This window comes from Bacillus sp. NMCC4, from assembly GCF_002998555.1.
Taxonomy (GTDB): domain Bacteria; phylum Bacillota; class Bacilli; order Bacillales; family Bacillaceae; genus Bacillus.
In genome coordinates, this window is record NZ_PVRA01000005.1 from 97,522 (window position 1) to 112,285 (window position 14,764).

16 protein-coding genes are annotated in these 14,764 nt (G+C 40.3%); 9 read left to right on the forward strand and 7 right to left on the reverse strand.

The genetic code is table 11. From position 1 onward, the window contains the following. The first annotated feature begins 46 nt into the window (after positions 1-46). Positions 47-2,029, forward strand: a complete 1,983-nt coding sequence (ltaS, locus tag C6Y02_RS12180; protein ID WP_106031344.1) for a lipoteichoic acid synthase — start codon at positions 47-49, stop codon at positions 2,027-2,029. A gap of 99 nt (positions 2,030-2,128) precedes the next feature. After that, positions 2,129-2,716 (forward strand): YjgB family protein, encoded by a 588-nt coding sequence (locus tag C6Y02_RS12185; RefSeq protein WP_106031345.1) that lies wholly within the window; start codon positions 2,129-2,131, stop codon positions 2,714-2,716. Positions 2,717-2,760: 44 nt separating this feature from the next. Here C6Y02_RS12185 and C6Y02_RS12190 read toward each other — a convergent pair whose 3' ends face one another. Next, on the reverse strand, positions 2,761-3,264 hold the full coding sequence (locus C6Y02_RS12190) for a DoxX family protein (protein WP_060595762.1): 504 nt from the start codon (positions 3,262-3,264) through the stop codon (positions 2,761-2,763). Positions 3,265-3,459: 195 nt separating this feature from the next. Here C6Y02_RS12190 and C6Y02_RS12195 point away from each other — a divergent pair, with 195 nt between their 5' ends. Next, positions 3,460-4,218, forward strand: a complete 759-nt coding sequence (locus C6Y02_RS12195; protein ID WP_095286073.1) for a DUF817 domain-containing protein — start codon at positions 3,460-3,462, stop codon at positions 4,216-4,218. Between the two features lie 18 nt (positions 4,219-4,236). Here the strand turns inward: C6Y02_RS12195 and nagE are convergent, their stop codons facing one another. After that, the gene (gene nagE, locus C6Y02_RS12200; RefSeq protein ID WP_223250510.1) at positions 4,237-5,598 is read right to left on the reverse strand and encodes an N-acetylglucosamine-specific PTS transporter subunit IIBC; all 1,362 of its coding nucleotides are present in this window, start codon (positions 5,596-5,598) and stop codon (positions 4,237-4,239) included. Positions 5,599-5,789: 191 nt separating this feature from the next. Here nagE and map point away from each other — a divergent pair, with 191 nt between their 5' ends. The 3 genes from map to C6Y02_RS12210 all read left to right on the forward strand — a co-directional run bounded on the left by map (position 5,790) and on the right by C6Y02_RS12210 (position 7,096). Next, positions 5,790-6,539 carry a type I methionyl aminopeptidase gene (gene map, locus C6Y02_RS12205; RefSeq protein WP_044139748.1) on the forward strand — a complete coding sequence of 250 codons (750 nt, stop codon included), beginning with the start codon at positions 5,790-5,792 and terminating at the stop codon, positions 6,537-6,539. Positions 6,540-6,662: 123 nt separating this feature from the next. Beyond that, complete coding sequence (locus C6Y02_RS19500; protein WP_003214360.1) at positions 6,663-6,824, forward strand: hypothetical protein; 162 nt, start codon at positions 6,663-6,665, stop codon at positions 6,822-6,824. A gap of 134 nt (positions 6,825-6,958) precedes the next feature. Continuing rightward, positions 6,959-7,096: a YflJ family protein gene (locus tag C6Y02_RS12210; RefSeq protein WP_003214303.1), complete on the forward strand. Its 138-nt coding sequence runs from the start codon at positions 6,959-6,961 to the stop codon at positions 7,094-7,096. Between the two features lie 41 nt (positions 7,097-7,137). On the opposite strand, the gene C6Y02_RS12215 is transcribed toward C6Y02_RS12210, so the two are convergent. After that, positions 7,138-7,269, reverse strand: a complete 132-nt coding sequence (locus C6Y02_RS12215; protein WP_262982271.1) for a 3-alpha domain-containing protein — start codon at positions 7,267-7,269, stop codon at positions 7,138-7,140. Between the two features lie 544 nt (positions 7,270-7,813). Between C6Y02_RS12215 and C6Y02_RS12220 the strand changes: the two genes are divergently transcribed. After that, a complete protein-coding gene (locus C6Y02_RS12220; RefSeq protein ID WP_034665205.1) occupies positions 7,814-8,506 on the forward strand; it encodes a hypothetical protein in 693 nt (230 codons plus the stop codon). Positions 8,507-8,862: 356 nt separating this feature from the next. Next, positions 8,863-9,132 (forward strand): acylphosphatase, encoded by a 270-nt coding sequence (locus C6Y02_RS12225; RefSeq protein WP_034665208.1) that lies wholly within the window; start codon positions 8,863-8,865, stop codon positions 9,130-9,132. 19 nt (positions 9,133-9,151) lie between these two features. Here the strand turns inward: C6Y02_RS12225 and C6Y02_RS12230 are convergent, their stop codons facing one another. Further along, the gene (locus C6Y02_RS12230) at positions 9,152-10,258 is read right to left on the reverse strand and encodes a nitric oxide synthase oxygenase (protein ID WP_066031173.1); all 1,107 of its coding nucleotides are present in this window, start codon (positions 10,256-10,258) and stop codon (positions 9,152-9,154) included. A 104-nt stretch (positions 10,259-10,362) separates the two neighbouring features. Continuing rightward, positions 10,363-10,920 (reverse strand): PadR family transcriptional regulator, encoded by a 558-nt coding sequence (locus C6Y02_RS12235; RefSeq protein ID WP_034665213.1) that lies wholly within the window; start codon positions 10,918-10,920, stop codon positions 10,363-10,365. A gap of 112 nt (positions 10,921-11,032) precedes the next feature. On the opposite strand from C6Y02_RS12235, the gene C6Y02_RS12240 reads away from it, so the two are divergent. Next, complete coding sequence (locus tag C6Y02_RS12240) at positions 11,033-11,518, forward strand: phenolic acid decarboxylase (RefSeq protein WP_106031346.1); 486 nt, start codon at positions 11,033-11,035, stop codon at positions 11,516-11,518. 72 nt (positions 11,519-11,590) lie between these two features. Here the strand turns inward: C6Y02_RS12240 and C6Y02_RS12245 are convergent, their stop codons facing one another. Both C6Y02_RS12245 and citM read right to left on the reverse strand, forming a co-directional pair. Then, the gene (locus C6Y02_RS12245; RefSeq protein WP_106031347.1) at positions 11,591-13,222 is read right to left on the reverse strand and encodes a M14 family metallopeptidase; all 1,632 of its coding nucleotides are present in this window, start codon (positions 13,220-13,222) and stop codon (positions 11,591-11,593) included. A gap of 179 nt (positions 13,223-13,401) precedes the next feature. Beyond that, complete coding sequence (gene citM / locus C6Y02_RS12250) at positions 13,402-14,700, reverse strand: Mg(2+)/citrate complex secondary transporter CitM (RefSeq protein WP_106031348.1); 1,299 nt, start codon at positions 14,698-14,700, stop codon at positions 13,402-13,404. Between the last annotated feature and the right edge of the window lie 64 nt (positions 14,701-14,764).

Genomic DNA, 14,764 nt, shown 5'->3' on the forward strand with positions numbered 1-14,764 from the left:
TCTTTCGTTCCGCCTCTTCCGTGTATCGGAGAAAAGGAGTGTTTTTATGAAAACATTTATTCAAAAACGAGGCCTCGGCTTCTTTGTTATTGCAGCCATCTTACTTTGGCTCAAAACGTATTCAGCGTATTTAATTGAATTTAAACTTGGTATATCAAATGTGCTTCAGCATATTTTGCTTTTCGTGAATCCTATTAGCTCCAGCTTGTTCTTTCTTGGCTTTGCTTTATTGTTCAAGAAAAAATGGCAGCCTGCCGCTATCATTGTGATTCATTTTTTCATGTCTTTTTTACTATACGCAAACATCGTGTACTATCGATTCTTCAATGACTTTATCACGCTGCCTACCGTGATGCAGGCAGGAACGAATGGCGGACAATTAGGTGATAGTGCATTTTCACTCATGCGTTGGACTGATATGTTTTACTTTATGGATACAATCATTTTGATCGTACTCGCAGTCCGCATGAAAAAGCAGCAGCAAACAAGTACAGCTACTGTACCTGTTCAAAAGTCAAAATCGTTTAGACTCGTCCTTGTGTCCTCTGTTGTGATCTTTGTGATGAACTTAGTCGCCGCAGAGATTGATCGACCAGAGCTTTTATCAAGATCGTTTGACCGCAATTATTTAGTTAAATATTTAGGTGCTTATAACTTTACTGTGTTTGATGCCATTCAAAATGTGAAATCAAACAGCCAGCGTGCTCTGGCAAATTCAAATGACGTGACAGATGTAGAGAACTATTTAAAAGCGAACAGCGCTGATCCTAACCCGGCGTATTACGGGAAAGCGAAAGGCATGAACGTGATCACCATTTCTCTTGAATCTCTGCAAAACTTTGTCATTGATTACAAAGTAAACGGAAAAGAAGTGACGCCATTCCTTAATTCATTGGCACACGACAACCAAACGTTTTACTTTGATAACTTCTTCCATCAAACAGGACAAGGAAAGACGTCTGATGCTGAATTTATGATGGATACTGGGCTATTCCCATTATCACAGGGCTCTGTTTTTATTAACAAAGCGCAAAACACGTATCAAGCACTTCCTGGCATCTTGAAGAAGGATCAATACACGTCAGCAGAATTCCACGGCAATACGAAAACCTTCTGGAACCGTAATGAAATGTTTAAGTCGTTTGGATATGACAGATTTTACGATTCTGAGTACTACGATATGAATGAGCAAGATACGAAGAACTATGGGCTGAAAGACAAACCTTTCTTCAAAGAATCCATGCCAATGCTCGAAAATTTGAAGCAGCCGTTTTATTCGAAATTCATTACGTTATCGAACCATTTCCCATTTGGAATGGATGAAGGTGATACCGATTTCGAACCTGGTGACTTCGGAGACTCTGTCGTCAATAACTATTTCCAATCGGCTCATTATTTAGATGAAGCCATTGAACAGTTCTTCAACGACTTGAAAAAATCAGGTCTCTATGACAATACAGTCGTCATTATGTACGGAGACCATTACGGCATTTCTGAAAATCACAATGAAGCGATGGAAAAAGTGACAGGACAAAAAATCGGAGATTATGAAAATGCGCAGCTCATGCGTGTGCCGCTCTTTATTCATGTACCAGGGGTAAAAGGCGGACAGATTCATAAATACTCTGGAGAAGTCGATATCGCACCAACCCTTCTGCACCTGCTCGGCGATGATACGAAGAACTATTTAATGTCTGGTTCTGATATCTTATCGAAGAACTTCAAAGAGCTTGTGCCATTTAGAAACGGTGACTTCGTCTCTAAGGACTACACAAAAGTAGGCAATAACTATTACAGCAACAAAACAGGCGAGAAAATTGAGCCGACTGATAAAACATCACAAGAAAATGAAACGGTGAAAAAGATGCTGGAGACATCTGATAAGATCGTCACCGAAGATTTACTCCGTTTCTACAAGCCTAAAGGCTTTACACCGATTGACCGCAATCAATATGACTATACAAAGAAAGTACAGGATGAAGAAGATTCCTCTTCCGCCAAAGATGAATCCAGCTCTTCATCAAAATAACTTTCTCATTTTAAGAACCAGCCGATCCCTGATCAGCTGGTTCTTTTCACGTTTGACCGCTATTGCACCGGGTATAGAAAGAAGAAGGAGGGATTTATCTTGAAAAAAACAACCGCTTTTGTCGTGACTGCTTCACTCGCTTCTTCCGCCCTAATTGGTTTCAGCCCTGCGGTCTCAGCACACGCCATGACCAAAACAGCAGTAGAACAATCCGTTCCTCAAGGTCCGAAAACCACATTAAACAACGTGTATGAGCTGGCACATAAAGGACAAATGCCGTACTATGCAGAAGGACTAAAAATTGGTGTTCAAACAAAAAAAGACGTTCATCATAAACTAGGAAATCCATATCCAGAAACAGGTCACAGCAGCTTTGATTTGTATCATGCTGAAATGGGGAATCCGGGATTTGCTTTTCATTATGATGCAAAAGGCAAAATTGACGAAATCCGTTATTTCGGTACAAATGTAGAAAAAGAAACGAATATCGGCGGGATGACCCCTTCCCTATTAAAGAAACAACTTGGACCAGCGGATTCGGTCAGCACCATCCCTCAGACAAAAGAGAAAAAATACGTGTATCGAACTGGAGATTATGAGCTTGAATTTATCGTCGGCCATGACCCAGATATAAATCAGCATAAACTCAGCGTCCTGCATATTAACCTGATGAAAGCCAATTCCTAAATAAAAAAGCATCCTGAGCAGAAGCTGAGGATGCTTTTTCTTTATTATGAAGCCACTTCTAAATGCGGCTTTCTTTTCATTGTTCGTTTCAAGACTGGACCTGCGACATAATCAAGTCCAAATTTGCCTGCATTCCCTTTCGCTGCCATGATGACGATGGCAATGAGCAAGAGAAGCGGGTTGACAGAGACGGTACCAGCTAGTAAGAAAGAGACATTCATCACGCTTCCGAAAAAGGCTGCGGTTGTTGTGAACAATCCAACGATTAATCCTAGACCTACTAGGATTTCTCCCCACATGACCATGACACTGAATAGTCCCGCATTCGGCAAAGCGACATTTTCTAAAAACCATACATAGAACGGATACACTAGATGGCCATCTTTGACAACAGGTTCAGCTATCGCAAATTGTAAATATCCTGATGCATCGAATCCGCCTGTTAGTTTTCCTATACCAGATGTCAGCCAAGTCCATCCGATATAAAGTCTTGCTGCCAAAAGGATAACCGCTGCCCATACATTTGTTTGTAAGAATTTTGTAAACATGATGATGCCTCCTTTTAATTTATGTGAAATATTTCACATTCTATTTATGATCTTATTATACTATGCCGTTTCTAATTTGTGATCTTTTTCACATAGATATTCACAAATTGTTCATGAATATCTATGTGAGGTAAACTTTTCCCTTGCTAAAACCGTCTAAGTCATTTCAGACAATAAGAAGGGGTTTAACTTTGTATGAAAACATTATTCCATTTTGCTTACTTACAGGCGATGTCGTGTCTATTCCCTGTCATGATCTTTGCGGCGCTTGCCCTATCAAAGATGGTGGCTATTCCTTTTCTTCACCGGTATGATTTCATTCTACTGCTTTGCCTCCTGGCACAGATTCTCATGCTGACGCTTCGGCTGGAGACATTGAATGAACTGAAGGTGATTTGTCTATTTCACCTCATTGGAATTGGCTTAGAAATGTATAAAGTACATATGGGTTCTTGGTCCTATCCTGAAGAAGCTTATACGAAGGTCTTTGGGGTTCCGCTCTATAGCGGGTTTATGTATGCGAGTGTAGCAAGCTATATTTATCAGGCACTGTCCCGGCTTCAAGTGCAGATGGCTTCATGGCCCCATCCGTTTTTTTCAATCGGGATCAGTTTGTGCATTTATCTCAATTTCTTTACGCATCATTGGCTCTATGATCTCAGGTGGTGGCTGACATTGCTGCTTGTTGTCGTGTTTCGAAAAACGTCCGTCTCGTTTCAGGTTGGCTCTTCTACCTTTCGAATGCCGCTTGTCGTCTCATTTCTGCTGATTGGTTTCTTCATTTGGATTGCCGAAAATGTCACCACCTTTTTAGGAGCATGGCAATATCCAAATCAACAGCACGCTTGGTCTCTCGTACATCTTGGGAAAATCAGTTCTTGGTTTTTACTTGTTGTCATCAGTATTGTGCTGGTGATCGAACAGCGCAAACAAAAAAACGTTCAGCCCATTTGACCTGGCTGAACGCTTTTTTCAATCTCGATCGACTTCCTTGCGGAGATCATCTGCGACAAATTCTACATTCGTTCCAATGATGATTTGTACGGAGGTTTTCCCTGAAGTCAGTACCCCTTTGGCACCTGCTTTTTTCAATGTGCCTTCATTTAATAAATGTGTATCTTCTACTGTTAAACGTAGACGAGTGGCACAATGATCAATCGTGGTGATATTGTCTTTGCCGCCAAGTCCCTCTACAAGCATACTCGCACCTGCCGTCTTCGTATCATCGGCTGCAATATCTTCAATGTCATCATCTTCCCTGCCTGGTGTTTTGAGCTTTAACAGTTTAATGAGGAAATAGAAAACGACAAAGTACACAATGCCATAAAGCACCCCAACTCCGAGCAGCATGAGTGGTTTTTGTGCGATGCCAAAGCTTAAAACGTAATCAATCGCTCCTGCTGAAAAGGCGAAGCCGCTATGAATTCCAATGGTGTTCACAATAAAGAGCGAAAGACCTGTTAGCACAGCATGGACACCATATAAGAGTGGAGATAAAAACATAAATGAAAATTCAATTGGTTCAGTGATCCCTGTAATAAATGACGTAAGCGCCATCCCAATCATCAAGCCAGCTGTAGCTTTTCGCTTTTCAGGCTTTGCGGTCACAACCATGGCTAGACATGCCGCTGGCAGACCGAACATCATCACTGGGAAGAACCCGGTCATAAAGACACCCGCACTTGGATCTCCTTTAAAGAATCGCGCTAAATCCCCTGTTGCCCCGCTGAATTCCCCGAATTGAAACCAAAATAAGTTATTCAGCACATGATGAAGCCCTAATGGAATGAGCAATCGGTTAAAGAAACCAAACAGCCCTGCACCCGTCGCACCAAGACTTAAAATCCATTCCCCTAAACCATTGATCCCGCTTTGAATCGGAGGCCAGACATATCCGAAAACGGCTGCTAATAGAATGGTGAAAAGTGCGGTCATAATCGGCACAAGCCGTCTTCCGCTAAAGAACCCTAAGTATTCCGGCAGTTTTGTATCCTTGAAGCGATTGTACACATACCCTGCCAATAGCCCGCATAAAATACCGCCCAATACCCCCATATTGTTCGTTGAGTTAATCGACGTTGTACCAGCTGATAAAATAAAATAAGAGATCGCACCTGATAATGCCGCTGCCCCATTACCATCCTTTGCAATGCCGATCGCTATACCCATTGCAAAAATTAAAGCCAAGTTTGCAAAAATAGCATTCCCTGCCGCATGAATAAACGGGATATCGAATACATCCTCCCGCCCAATAGCCAAAATAATCCCTGCTGCCGGAAGCACAGCGATTGGAAGCATAAATGATTTGCCTAGCTTTTGAAAAAACTGAAACACCATTTGCCTTCTCCCCCTTTGTCTTCATCATGACCAAACGTTCATGATGTTCATAAAAAATATATCATATGCACATCTAGTTATCTATACCAATTTGTCCACATTCATTTGACATTCCGCTCTTTACTCTTTTCGCGTAAAATGTGGTAAGCTATTGAATAGAATGAAGTTATAGAAAGCGGGAATGAACAGTGATTGTCAAACATGATCATGAGTTAGAAGCCTTAAAAAAAGTCGGTCGAATTGTCGCTTTGGCAAGAGAAGAAATGAAAAGCCAAGCGAAACCAGGCATGTCTACAAAAGAATTAGATTTGATTGGAAAAAAAATATTAGAAGAGCATGGGGCCAATTCGGCGCCTGAAAAGGAATATGACTTCCCTGGAACGACTTGTATCAGCGTGAACGATGAAGTTGCACACGGTATTCCAAGTGAAAAAACCATTTTACAAGAGGGCGACCTCATCAATATTGATATCTCAGCAGAGCTGGACGGCTATTATTCTGATACCGGCATTTCATTCGTATTAGGTACAGGTGATGCTCGTCTTGAAGCATTATGCCAGTGTGCAGAGGATGCGTTCCTCGAAGGATTAAAGCATGCAAAGGCCGGTAAAAGACAAAATCAAATTGGCCGTGCAGTCTACAATACAGCCAAAGAACAAGGATTTACCGTCATTAAAAACCTAACAGGACATGGCATCGGGAAAAGTCTGCATGAAGCACCCAACCATATTTTGAACTATTATGATCCATTCGATAATGCTTTGTTTAAGAATGGCACAGTGATCGCCTTCGAACCTTTTATTTCAACAAATGCTGAATCGATTTATCAGACTGATGACGGCTGGACATTTAAAACACCAGATAAAAGCCTAGTGGCACAGATTGAACATACTATTGTGATCACAAAAGACGAACCCATTATTTTAACGAAGCTGTAAGCCAGCAGGTCCCCTTCTTCACTGGAGGGGTTTTTTTCGTTTCCCTTTCACGAATCTGTCACGACTAAACAAAAATGCCTGTGGTAAAATAGGCAAAGATATGCGAAAGGGGTCTTATTTGATATGTGGTTCATCATCATAGGAGTTATCTTTTTGATAGAAAGTATCATCTTAACGGTTGTAGGTATTAAGAAAAAACAATCCATGATGACTTATCTTGGTATTGTCATCATGATTATGACGGTCGGCATGATCATCGTTACCCTCAACCCGCCAAATTCATAAATGATTATTTCCAGCATATACATGGATCATAGGCAGATAGAATCAGTTTTCATTTCTTAACCCCTGCACACTTTTCACGTCCTTTTTTGAGATGTTACAATGCAGGCAGTTTCAATTGAAAGGAGTTTTCTATCATGCATTATGGTAGCAAAGGCTGGTATGTCGAAGAATTAAAGAAGCTTGGTGTGACCAAGCATGAAGGAAGAAAGCTTCAAAGCTTAAAAACATATTTCCTTGCAAATCTTCTTGAGCAAAAGAAACCTAGCTCATAAACGCTTAAAGCCGTACATCAGTATAAGATGTACGGCTTTTTTTAAATGTGCTGAACTCGTTTTTCTAAAGACTTCCTCACCACATCTGCTAAGGCATCTACTTCAAGAACGGCTTTCAGCCTCTCTGGACTTGTTTGACGATATTTGACTTCGTTCACTTCATGGACTGTAATGTGATGAAGTGCTTTTTCTAAAAAGAAAAATTAGATTAATTGGCAAATATCTTTTACTATTAGAAATTTTAGCTAAGTTCTGAAGCAAGTATATTTCTTTCGCCATAAAGACATGCTGGGCTGTTTAGATATCAATTCCTTATCGATCTGAATTATTTTAAAAAGAGTCAATTAGCTTTATATTGCTTCCTGAGCCTAAACAAAAAAGGTTAGTTTCAGAAAAAAACTAGATTCATTACAAATTTAAAGAATGAAGTTTTTAAATCAAAGTTAAATCATTACTAGTTAATTGTACATTTATAAATAGAGTTTAATTTTTAAGCAGACTAATAATAGAAATCTTAAATCATTATCAAAAATAGTATTAATAAATTTTAACATAAAATGATTAAGTTTAGGTGAGATAACAGTAAAAAAAATAATACTCAAACGTATTTATATAGGAAATTTATTATTTTTTGTTTTTTATTACCACAGGGCTGTTTTTTTGTGTTACTATTTTATATGATAAAAAAAGATTCTATACTATAGGAGGATTTTGAAATTGAAAAAATTAGTTGTCTCAATTATTATTGCTCTATTTGCTGTAACTAGTTTAGTAAATTCAGCATCTGCTTCAACAGAAAAAGGAACATCTTCTACAGAGGTATTATCTAAATTAAAAGGTGTGGTTGAAAATTCTAATCAGCTCGAAATAATAGATCTAGATAAATTACCAGAAGGAACTCCCATTGTTCAATTTGATACAGTAGAAGATTTTGAAAAAGCATTAAAAGATTCCAAATTACAAAATACATATAATGATGTTAACAATTTAACCGAAGAAACAAAACCTTTAAATCAATTTACAACACTTGCTTCAAAAGCTAAAACAAAAACAAAGACAGATGTACTTAAAATCATGCGAAAAGGTAAAATTTCTAGAGTTCTTAACCCACTATCAGACTCATCAAGAATTACTGTTGATCTAAAATATAGTTACTCTGGTAGTGGTTCAAAAAGAAAATTCACGAAAATTAATAAAGTTTCATCTTATTCCTCTGGTATACCAACAAATTGGAAACAAACTTCTTACAATAAAAGTATTAGTAGTACAAAGAAAAGCGTTACAATTACTTTAAATGGTTATCACCTATTCGGAGTTTCTATTGGTGGTCAGACAATAGGTACAAGATCACCTGATCAAATCAAATTTAAGTATAATATGGGTGGAAAAAAAGACTTGGTAGAAATTTAATACAATAAATAAACATAGAAAAGCTGTTGAGAGAAACTCAACAGCTTTTCTATGTTTTTAGATAAAAATAAATAAGTTTAAAAATTCTATATTCCAGTGGACCAACACTTAAAAATTATTTCTTAATTCTCCTTTTAACCATTTTTATTCTTACTTAGAATACTATGGTATTTAAAATTAACGCCTGAAAACGTCTCTTAGATATTGTTTAAAAGTTGAATTATTTGTACTATCTTTATGCAAGCTAAATCTTACTATATTGTATATTAACTGTTTTAAATAAGCTTCATTTAGTATTTAATTTTCTGGAGGAAAAGAAACAGCTTTGATACGATGAGAAAAAAGGAGAGATGACATTGATTCATTATCATGCCATTGTCGCAGGACGGGTGCAGGGAGTCGGTTTTCGCTATTTTGTTCAAGGAGAAGCCGTCAATCGCGGGATGAAAGGCTGGGTACGCAACACAGATGAAGGTCATGTCGAGTTAAAGGTAGAGGGTGAGCAACAAAAGGTGCTTGATTTCTTAAAGACCGTTCGAAAAGGAAGCCCTTTTTCAAAGGTCACAGATATGCAGATGGAGCCGCTCACTGAATTAGCTCATTATAAGGATTTTCGAATAAGGTAATCAAAAAACCTAGCTCTCGCTAGGCTTTTTCTGTCCCATGGTAGGGCTTTTCCTGATAAAAATAATTCGGCTTCACAATGGTATTGTCGTAATGCTTGTGGAAGATGTGGGTAGCAGCTGGTGATACTGGCGGAATCAGCCATGTCCAGTCCCCAGTCAGCTTGCGGTCAGCCTTTTCTTCCTGCTTTTCAAACTGTTTGAATTGATGTGCTGCTGTATGGTGATCAACAATGGTCACCCCTGCTTCTCGGTAAGAATGGAGAACCGCCACATTCAACTCAACAATGGCTTTGTCCTTCCAAAGCGACGCATTCTTTGTCGTGTCCATTCCTAAAATAGAAGCAACTTTTTTCAACATATTGTAGCGATTTTCATCGGCTAGGTTACGTGCGCCAATTTCTGTACCCATATACCATCCGTTAAACGGTGCCGCATTGTAATGAATACCGCCAATCTCTAATTTCATATCAGCAATAATCGGAACGGCGTACCATTTCAATCCTAAATCACGAAATCCTTCATATTCAGGATGGGTAATCTCGACTTCTTGGACGATTTCTTTCGGAAGCTCATACAGAACTGGCGGCTGATCCTTTAGCTGAAACATGAGAGGCAGTATATCAAAATGCGTGCCTTCCCCTTTCCAGCCATGGGCTTCACACAACGTTGTTAATTCAAGAGATGCCTCGTCGCCGATGATGCCATACTCCGTCTCATAGCCTGCATAACGAACGAGCTGATGATTATAAATGACGACTTCCTTTTGCGAATGATTTTCTGGAGGAAAGATCGTAATGGATGGTTTGATTTTCCCACCATTTGTCGCATACTCAATATGATGAAAGAGTGCCTCTTTCACCTCTTCTTCTGTCTTCACATGCCGGCAGTCGTGAACTTGCAGGGTTGACCAAAACAAACGGCCAATGCAGCGGTTGCTGTTGCGCCACGCCATTTTCGCCCCGTGCGCCAATTCCTCTTGTGTGTGAGTATACATCCCTTCAGAGTCAATTTCTTGTTTTATTTCATGCAGACGTGCTGCTTTCTCTTCATTTGACTTGCTTAATTCTTCATAGCATAAAGAAATAAAAGCTTCTGCTTCATTCCACAACGCTTCTTGATTACTCAAACATACTCGCCTCACTTTAATACGAATATATCCATTGTAGCGGTTTCTATTAATAAATTCACTGGTTTCAAACCATTTTTTATCATATCATCCGACCATTGTCCTTAGAGCGCGGATGAATCAATCCGTTTAAGGGTCTGCTCGAGCCAGCGGACATAGCCTTTTTCTCTTTCAATTGCCCTTGTCAGCACTAAGTAATGCCCAAATTGCGCTGAATGAAGCGATTCAGCGGCAGGGTCTTCCTCCGTTAAAGCGTGCAGCTTCTGTTCTAGCATGTCTATTTTTTTGGTGCGCTCTAGCAGTTGATGTGTAAACAAGTCAGCCGCTTCTTTGTTGTCCATGGAAGAGATGAAAAATGTTTTGAGCATGAATTCATCCTTTGTTGTTTCTGGTATCGGGTCTTTTGTCCTTAACCACTGATGCAATTCTGCTTTCCCTGCCTCTGTGATTTGATAGACCTTCTTCTCCAGCTTCTTTCCTTGTATACGAATATCAAATTCAATAAACCCTTCTTCTGTGAGACGCTTCAGCTCAGGGTAAATTTGGCTGTGCTTCGCGCTCCAAAACTGTCCAAGGGAATCCTTAAAATGTTTGGTTATATCGTATCCCGTCAGCTCACACTGATCTAGTAAGCCAAGAATGGCATATTTTAAAACTCTCATAATGTGCCTCCAACGCTTATTCTTTGACAATAGTATACCATAGACTTTAAAATAAACATGTAAATCATGACATGTTTGAAATAATATCATTCTAATGAAAGAAGGAATAAACATGGATCAATTCGTTGGACTTCATATGATTTATACGTATGAAAATGGCTGGGAATATGAGATTTACATTAAAAACGATCACACCATTGATTACCGCATTCATAGCGGAATGGTTGGAGGCCGCTGGGTCCGTGATCAAGAAGTGAATATTGTGAAGCTGACAAAAGGCGTTTACAAAGTTTCTTGGACAGAACCAACTGGGACAGACGTCTCTCTGAACTTTATGCCTGAAGAAAAACGCATGCATGGCGTCATCTTCTTCCCAAAATGGGTGCATGAACGTCCAGATATCACAGTTTGCTATCAAAATGACTATATCGATCTCATGAAAGAATCTCGTGAAAAATACGACACCTATCCAAAATATGTTGTTCCAGAATTTGCGGACATTACGTATATCCATCATGCAGGTGTAAATGACGAAACCATTATCGCCGAAGCACCATATGAAGGCATGACTGATGAAATACGAGCTGGACGAAAATAAAAAAGCAGCACGCACTGTGCCGCTTCTAGATTGTAGACAAAGGGCTAAAATGATGTTTATTTTAGCCCTTTTTTATTTAATGCCTAACGTCTTTTGAGATAGCAAGAACCGGTACACTGGCAGTTCATCGCCCACTTTTGAAGCAATAAACCCAGATGACATATAGCTGTCTTTTGATTCTGGTTCAAGGGCAAGTGACAATAAATTCGTTTGCGGCTGCGCCGTGATATATACCTTTGTCCCTTTTGGCAGCTGACGTTTCTTTTGGGTGAGTTTTGTTTCAAGCTGAATATCTGTTTTGCTCTTTTCGTCTCGTTTTGTTACTTGATAGGCTTGTACCGGTACTTTGACGCCGACAGGCAATGTGACACTTTTTAACCCTAAAGTTTGTAGCTTCCGTTCTACCCCTTCATGCCCAGGTAAAACGAGATAAGCTGTCGGTCGTTCTCTCGACATGACAGGAACAGCATCGCTCGCACTGTGAAAGCGTACAGGGATATTGATGGTCTGTCCTTTTTCAATATCCACCATTTCAAGCGAATCATCCATCGGCGCTTTGAAATCATCTTGAATAACCACTTGATCGTCATCATTTGATTGAAGTCCTTTTTTCACCAGCTTCAGTCGCTCCGTCACCATTTGCTGCTTCACCTGCTTAGCATGCTTCACCGTTGTTTCAATGATTTTTTCATGTGTGGTGACTTGTGCTGCGACGCGGCGGGTAAAATCCTCTCTTCCAATTCCAATCCCTCTGCTTTCTACAAGAAAGGATAGCGCTGGCGAGAGCGCCAAGGCATTTCGGCCAATTCGTGCATCCGTTCCACCTTCATAGAGATCGATCTTTCCATCCTTTCCTCTTGTGCTTGTATAATATAAATCATTCGAAAATCCTTGATTTGTCAGCGTTTCACGGACGCCGCTCACATATAATTCATTTGACGTGAGCCGGATGCTTTCTGGAATATTCAAGTTCTTGCCTGATAATATCAGTAAATCGTGATATTTGAGGGCACCCGCTGAGCCGATATCATCAAACTGCTTTTGTCCCACATCGTATTCATGGGCATCAATGACTACTTCTGGTGCATACCGATTAAATTCTTGATGCAGGGCTGTGAGCTCTGGAGATTCTAATGTCATATGATCACGGTTTCCATCCGTTCCGTTTGCAAGCCTGCGGTCAAACGCATAAGAACCATCAGGATTGATTCTCGGGACAATGATCATATTCACATGATTGAGTATACGCTCTCCTTGTTCACCTGCTAATCGTTTTGCGATGACGAGAGCAGATTCACCGGAGGCTGGTTCATTTCCGTGTATTTGTGCTTGAAGCCAGATCGTTGGCTTTTTTGAAAGTGGAGAGATATGACGATCCTTTGTAAAGTAGAGAGCTGAAATGGACCGTCCTTCAATGGATGTTCCAATCTGTTTCTGCGTAGCGTAAGGACTTTTGCGGACAATATCACGTAAGAATTCTTGAAGCTCTTCTTGTGTTGTAAAGGCTTCTCCTTTTTTCTGAAAGGCAGGGGTGTCGAACGTCTTGTCAGGTTCAGGGTATAGCTTCTTCACTGAGGCCGGCTGTTCATAACTCTTTCCAAAATAAGGGGTATCTGCATGAGCTGAAGCTGGGCTCACCATCGACAAACTTCCTGCTATGAGGCATACAGCAGTAAAAAGAATCGTGCCTTTTCGGTTGGACATGCTATCCTCTCCCTTCGTTGATTTGCATTATAAAGAAAAAAACAGTAAAAGTGTCAGTATTTTTCAAAAATATATCTTTTGGAGGAACAAGAGTGTCTTTGTATAGGGCAAATGAATCGAGCCTGCTCGGCAATATGACCTAAAAAAAGTGCCTGCTCAAGTAGCAGACACTCTTTTATTTACCAAATGGAGATGGCCCCAATAAGTATCGACATGACCGTCATGGCGACGACTGCAAGTACAGCCCATTTCATGCCAAACTTCTGATGCTGATCCAGTGATACCCCAACAAGTCCAACAAGTAAATGAGTCGATGGAACAAGTGGGCTTAGCATATGAATCGGCTGACCAATAATAGAAGCTCTCGCGATTTCGATTTTATCAACACCGTATGCTGCCGCTGTTTCTGATAGGATCGGCAGGACCCCATAAAAGTATGCATCATTCGGCATAAAGAACGTAAATATCCCGCTTGTTAACGCAACAATGACTGGAATGAAGCCGCCAAGCTGCTCTGGAATGGCAGATACAATCGAAATCGCCATTTCATCGACCATTTTCGTTCCAGTTAAGATGCCTGTAAAAACCCCTGCCGCAAAAATCATGGAAGCAATGGCTAAGACGTTGGTTGAATGAGCCGCAATCCGTTCACGCTGCTGTTCAAGGTTCGGATAGTTCACGATAATCGCCACACAGAAAGCAAGAACAAATAGAACCGTTAAGCTGACTTTTCCTGAGACAAGAAGGAGCACCAATAACAACGTAAGCGTCAAGTTAAACCACCAAAGTTTCGGCCGCTTGATGTCATCCTGAAGTGCCGCTGCCATTTCATTTGCATGAATCGGCTGGTCGAGCTCAATGACACCAAGACGTTTTCTTTCAGACTTCCCAAGAAAGTATGCCACCACAATCATGCTCAAAACCCCTGCACCAATGACTGGAATCATCGGGCCAAATAAAAGTGAAGGATCAACGCCAAGTGCACTCGCCGCTCTAGGTGTGGCACCTCCCCATGGAATCGTATTCATAATCCCCATGCCAACTCCGGCAATCCCCGCTAAAATAATCGGACGGATGCCAAGCAGCGTAAATAACGGAAGCATCGCTGTTGTTGTAATCATGTACGTTGTTGTCCCGTCACCATCAAGTGCAACAAGCATGGTCAGGACAGCTGTTCCGACGACAATTTTTAATGGATCACCTTTGACAATGTTTAAAATTTTCGCCACCATTGGATCAAATAAACCAGCATCAATCATAATGCCAAAGTACAAAATCGCAAACATAATCATGACCGCTGTCGGCGCGACTTGCTGCACACCTTTGACAATTATGTCTGAAATTTCAGTAAAATGAAAACCTGCAATAAGAGCAAATGCAATTGGTGTTAACACCAATGCCGTTAAAACAGACATACGTTTCGTCATAATCAAAACCATAAATACAACCATCATAAGAAATCCTAAGATTGCTAACACTTTGTTCACCCCTTATGTTGTATACGCTTTCATTAAATGTTGGTATCCCATTTCCAACCCTTTC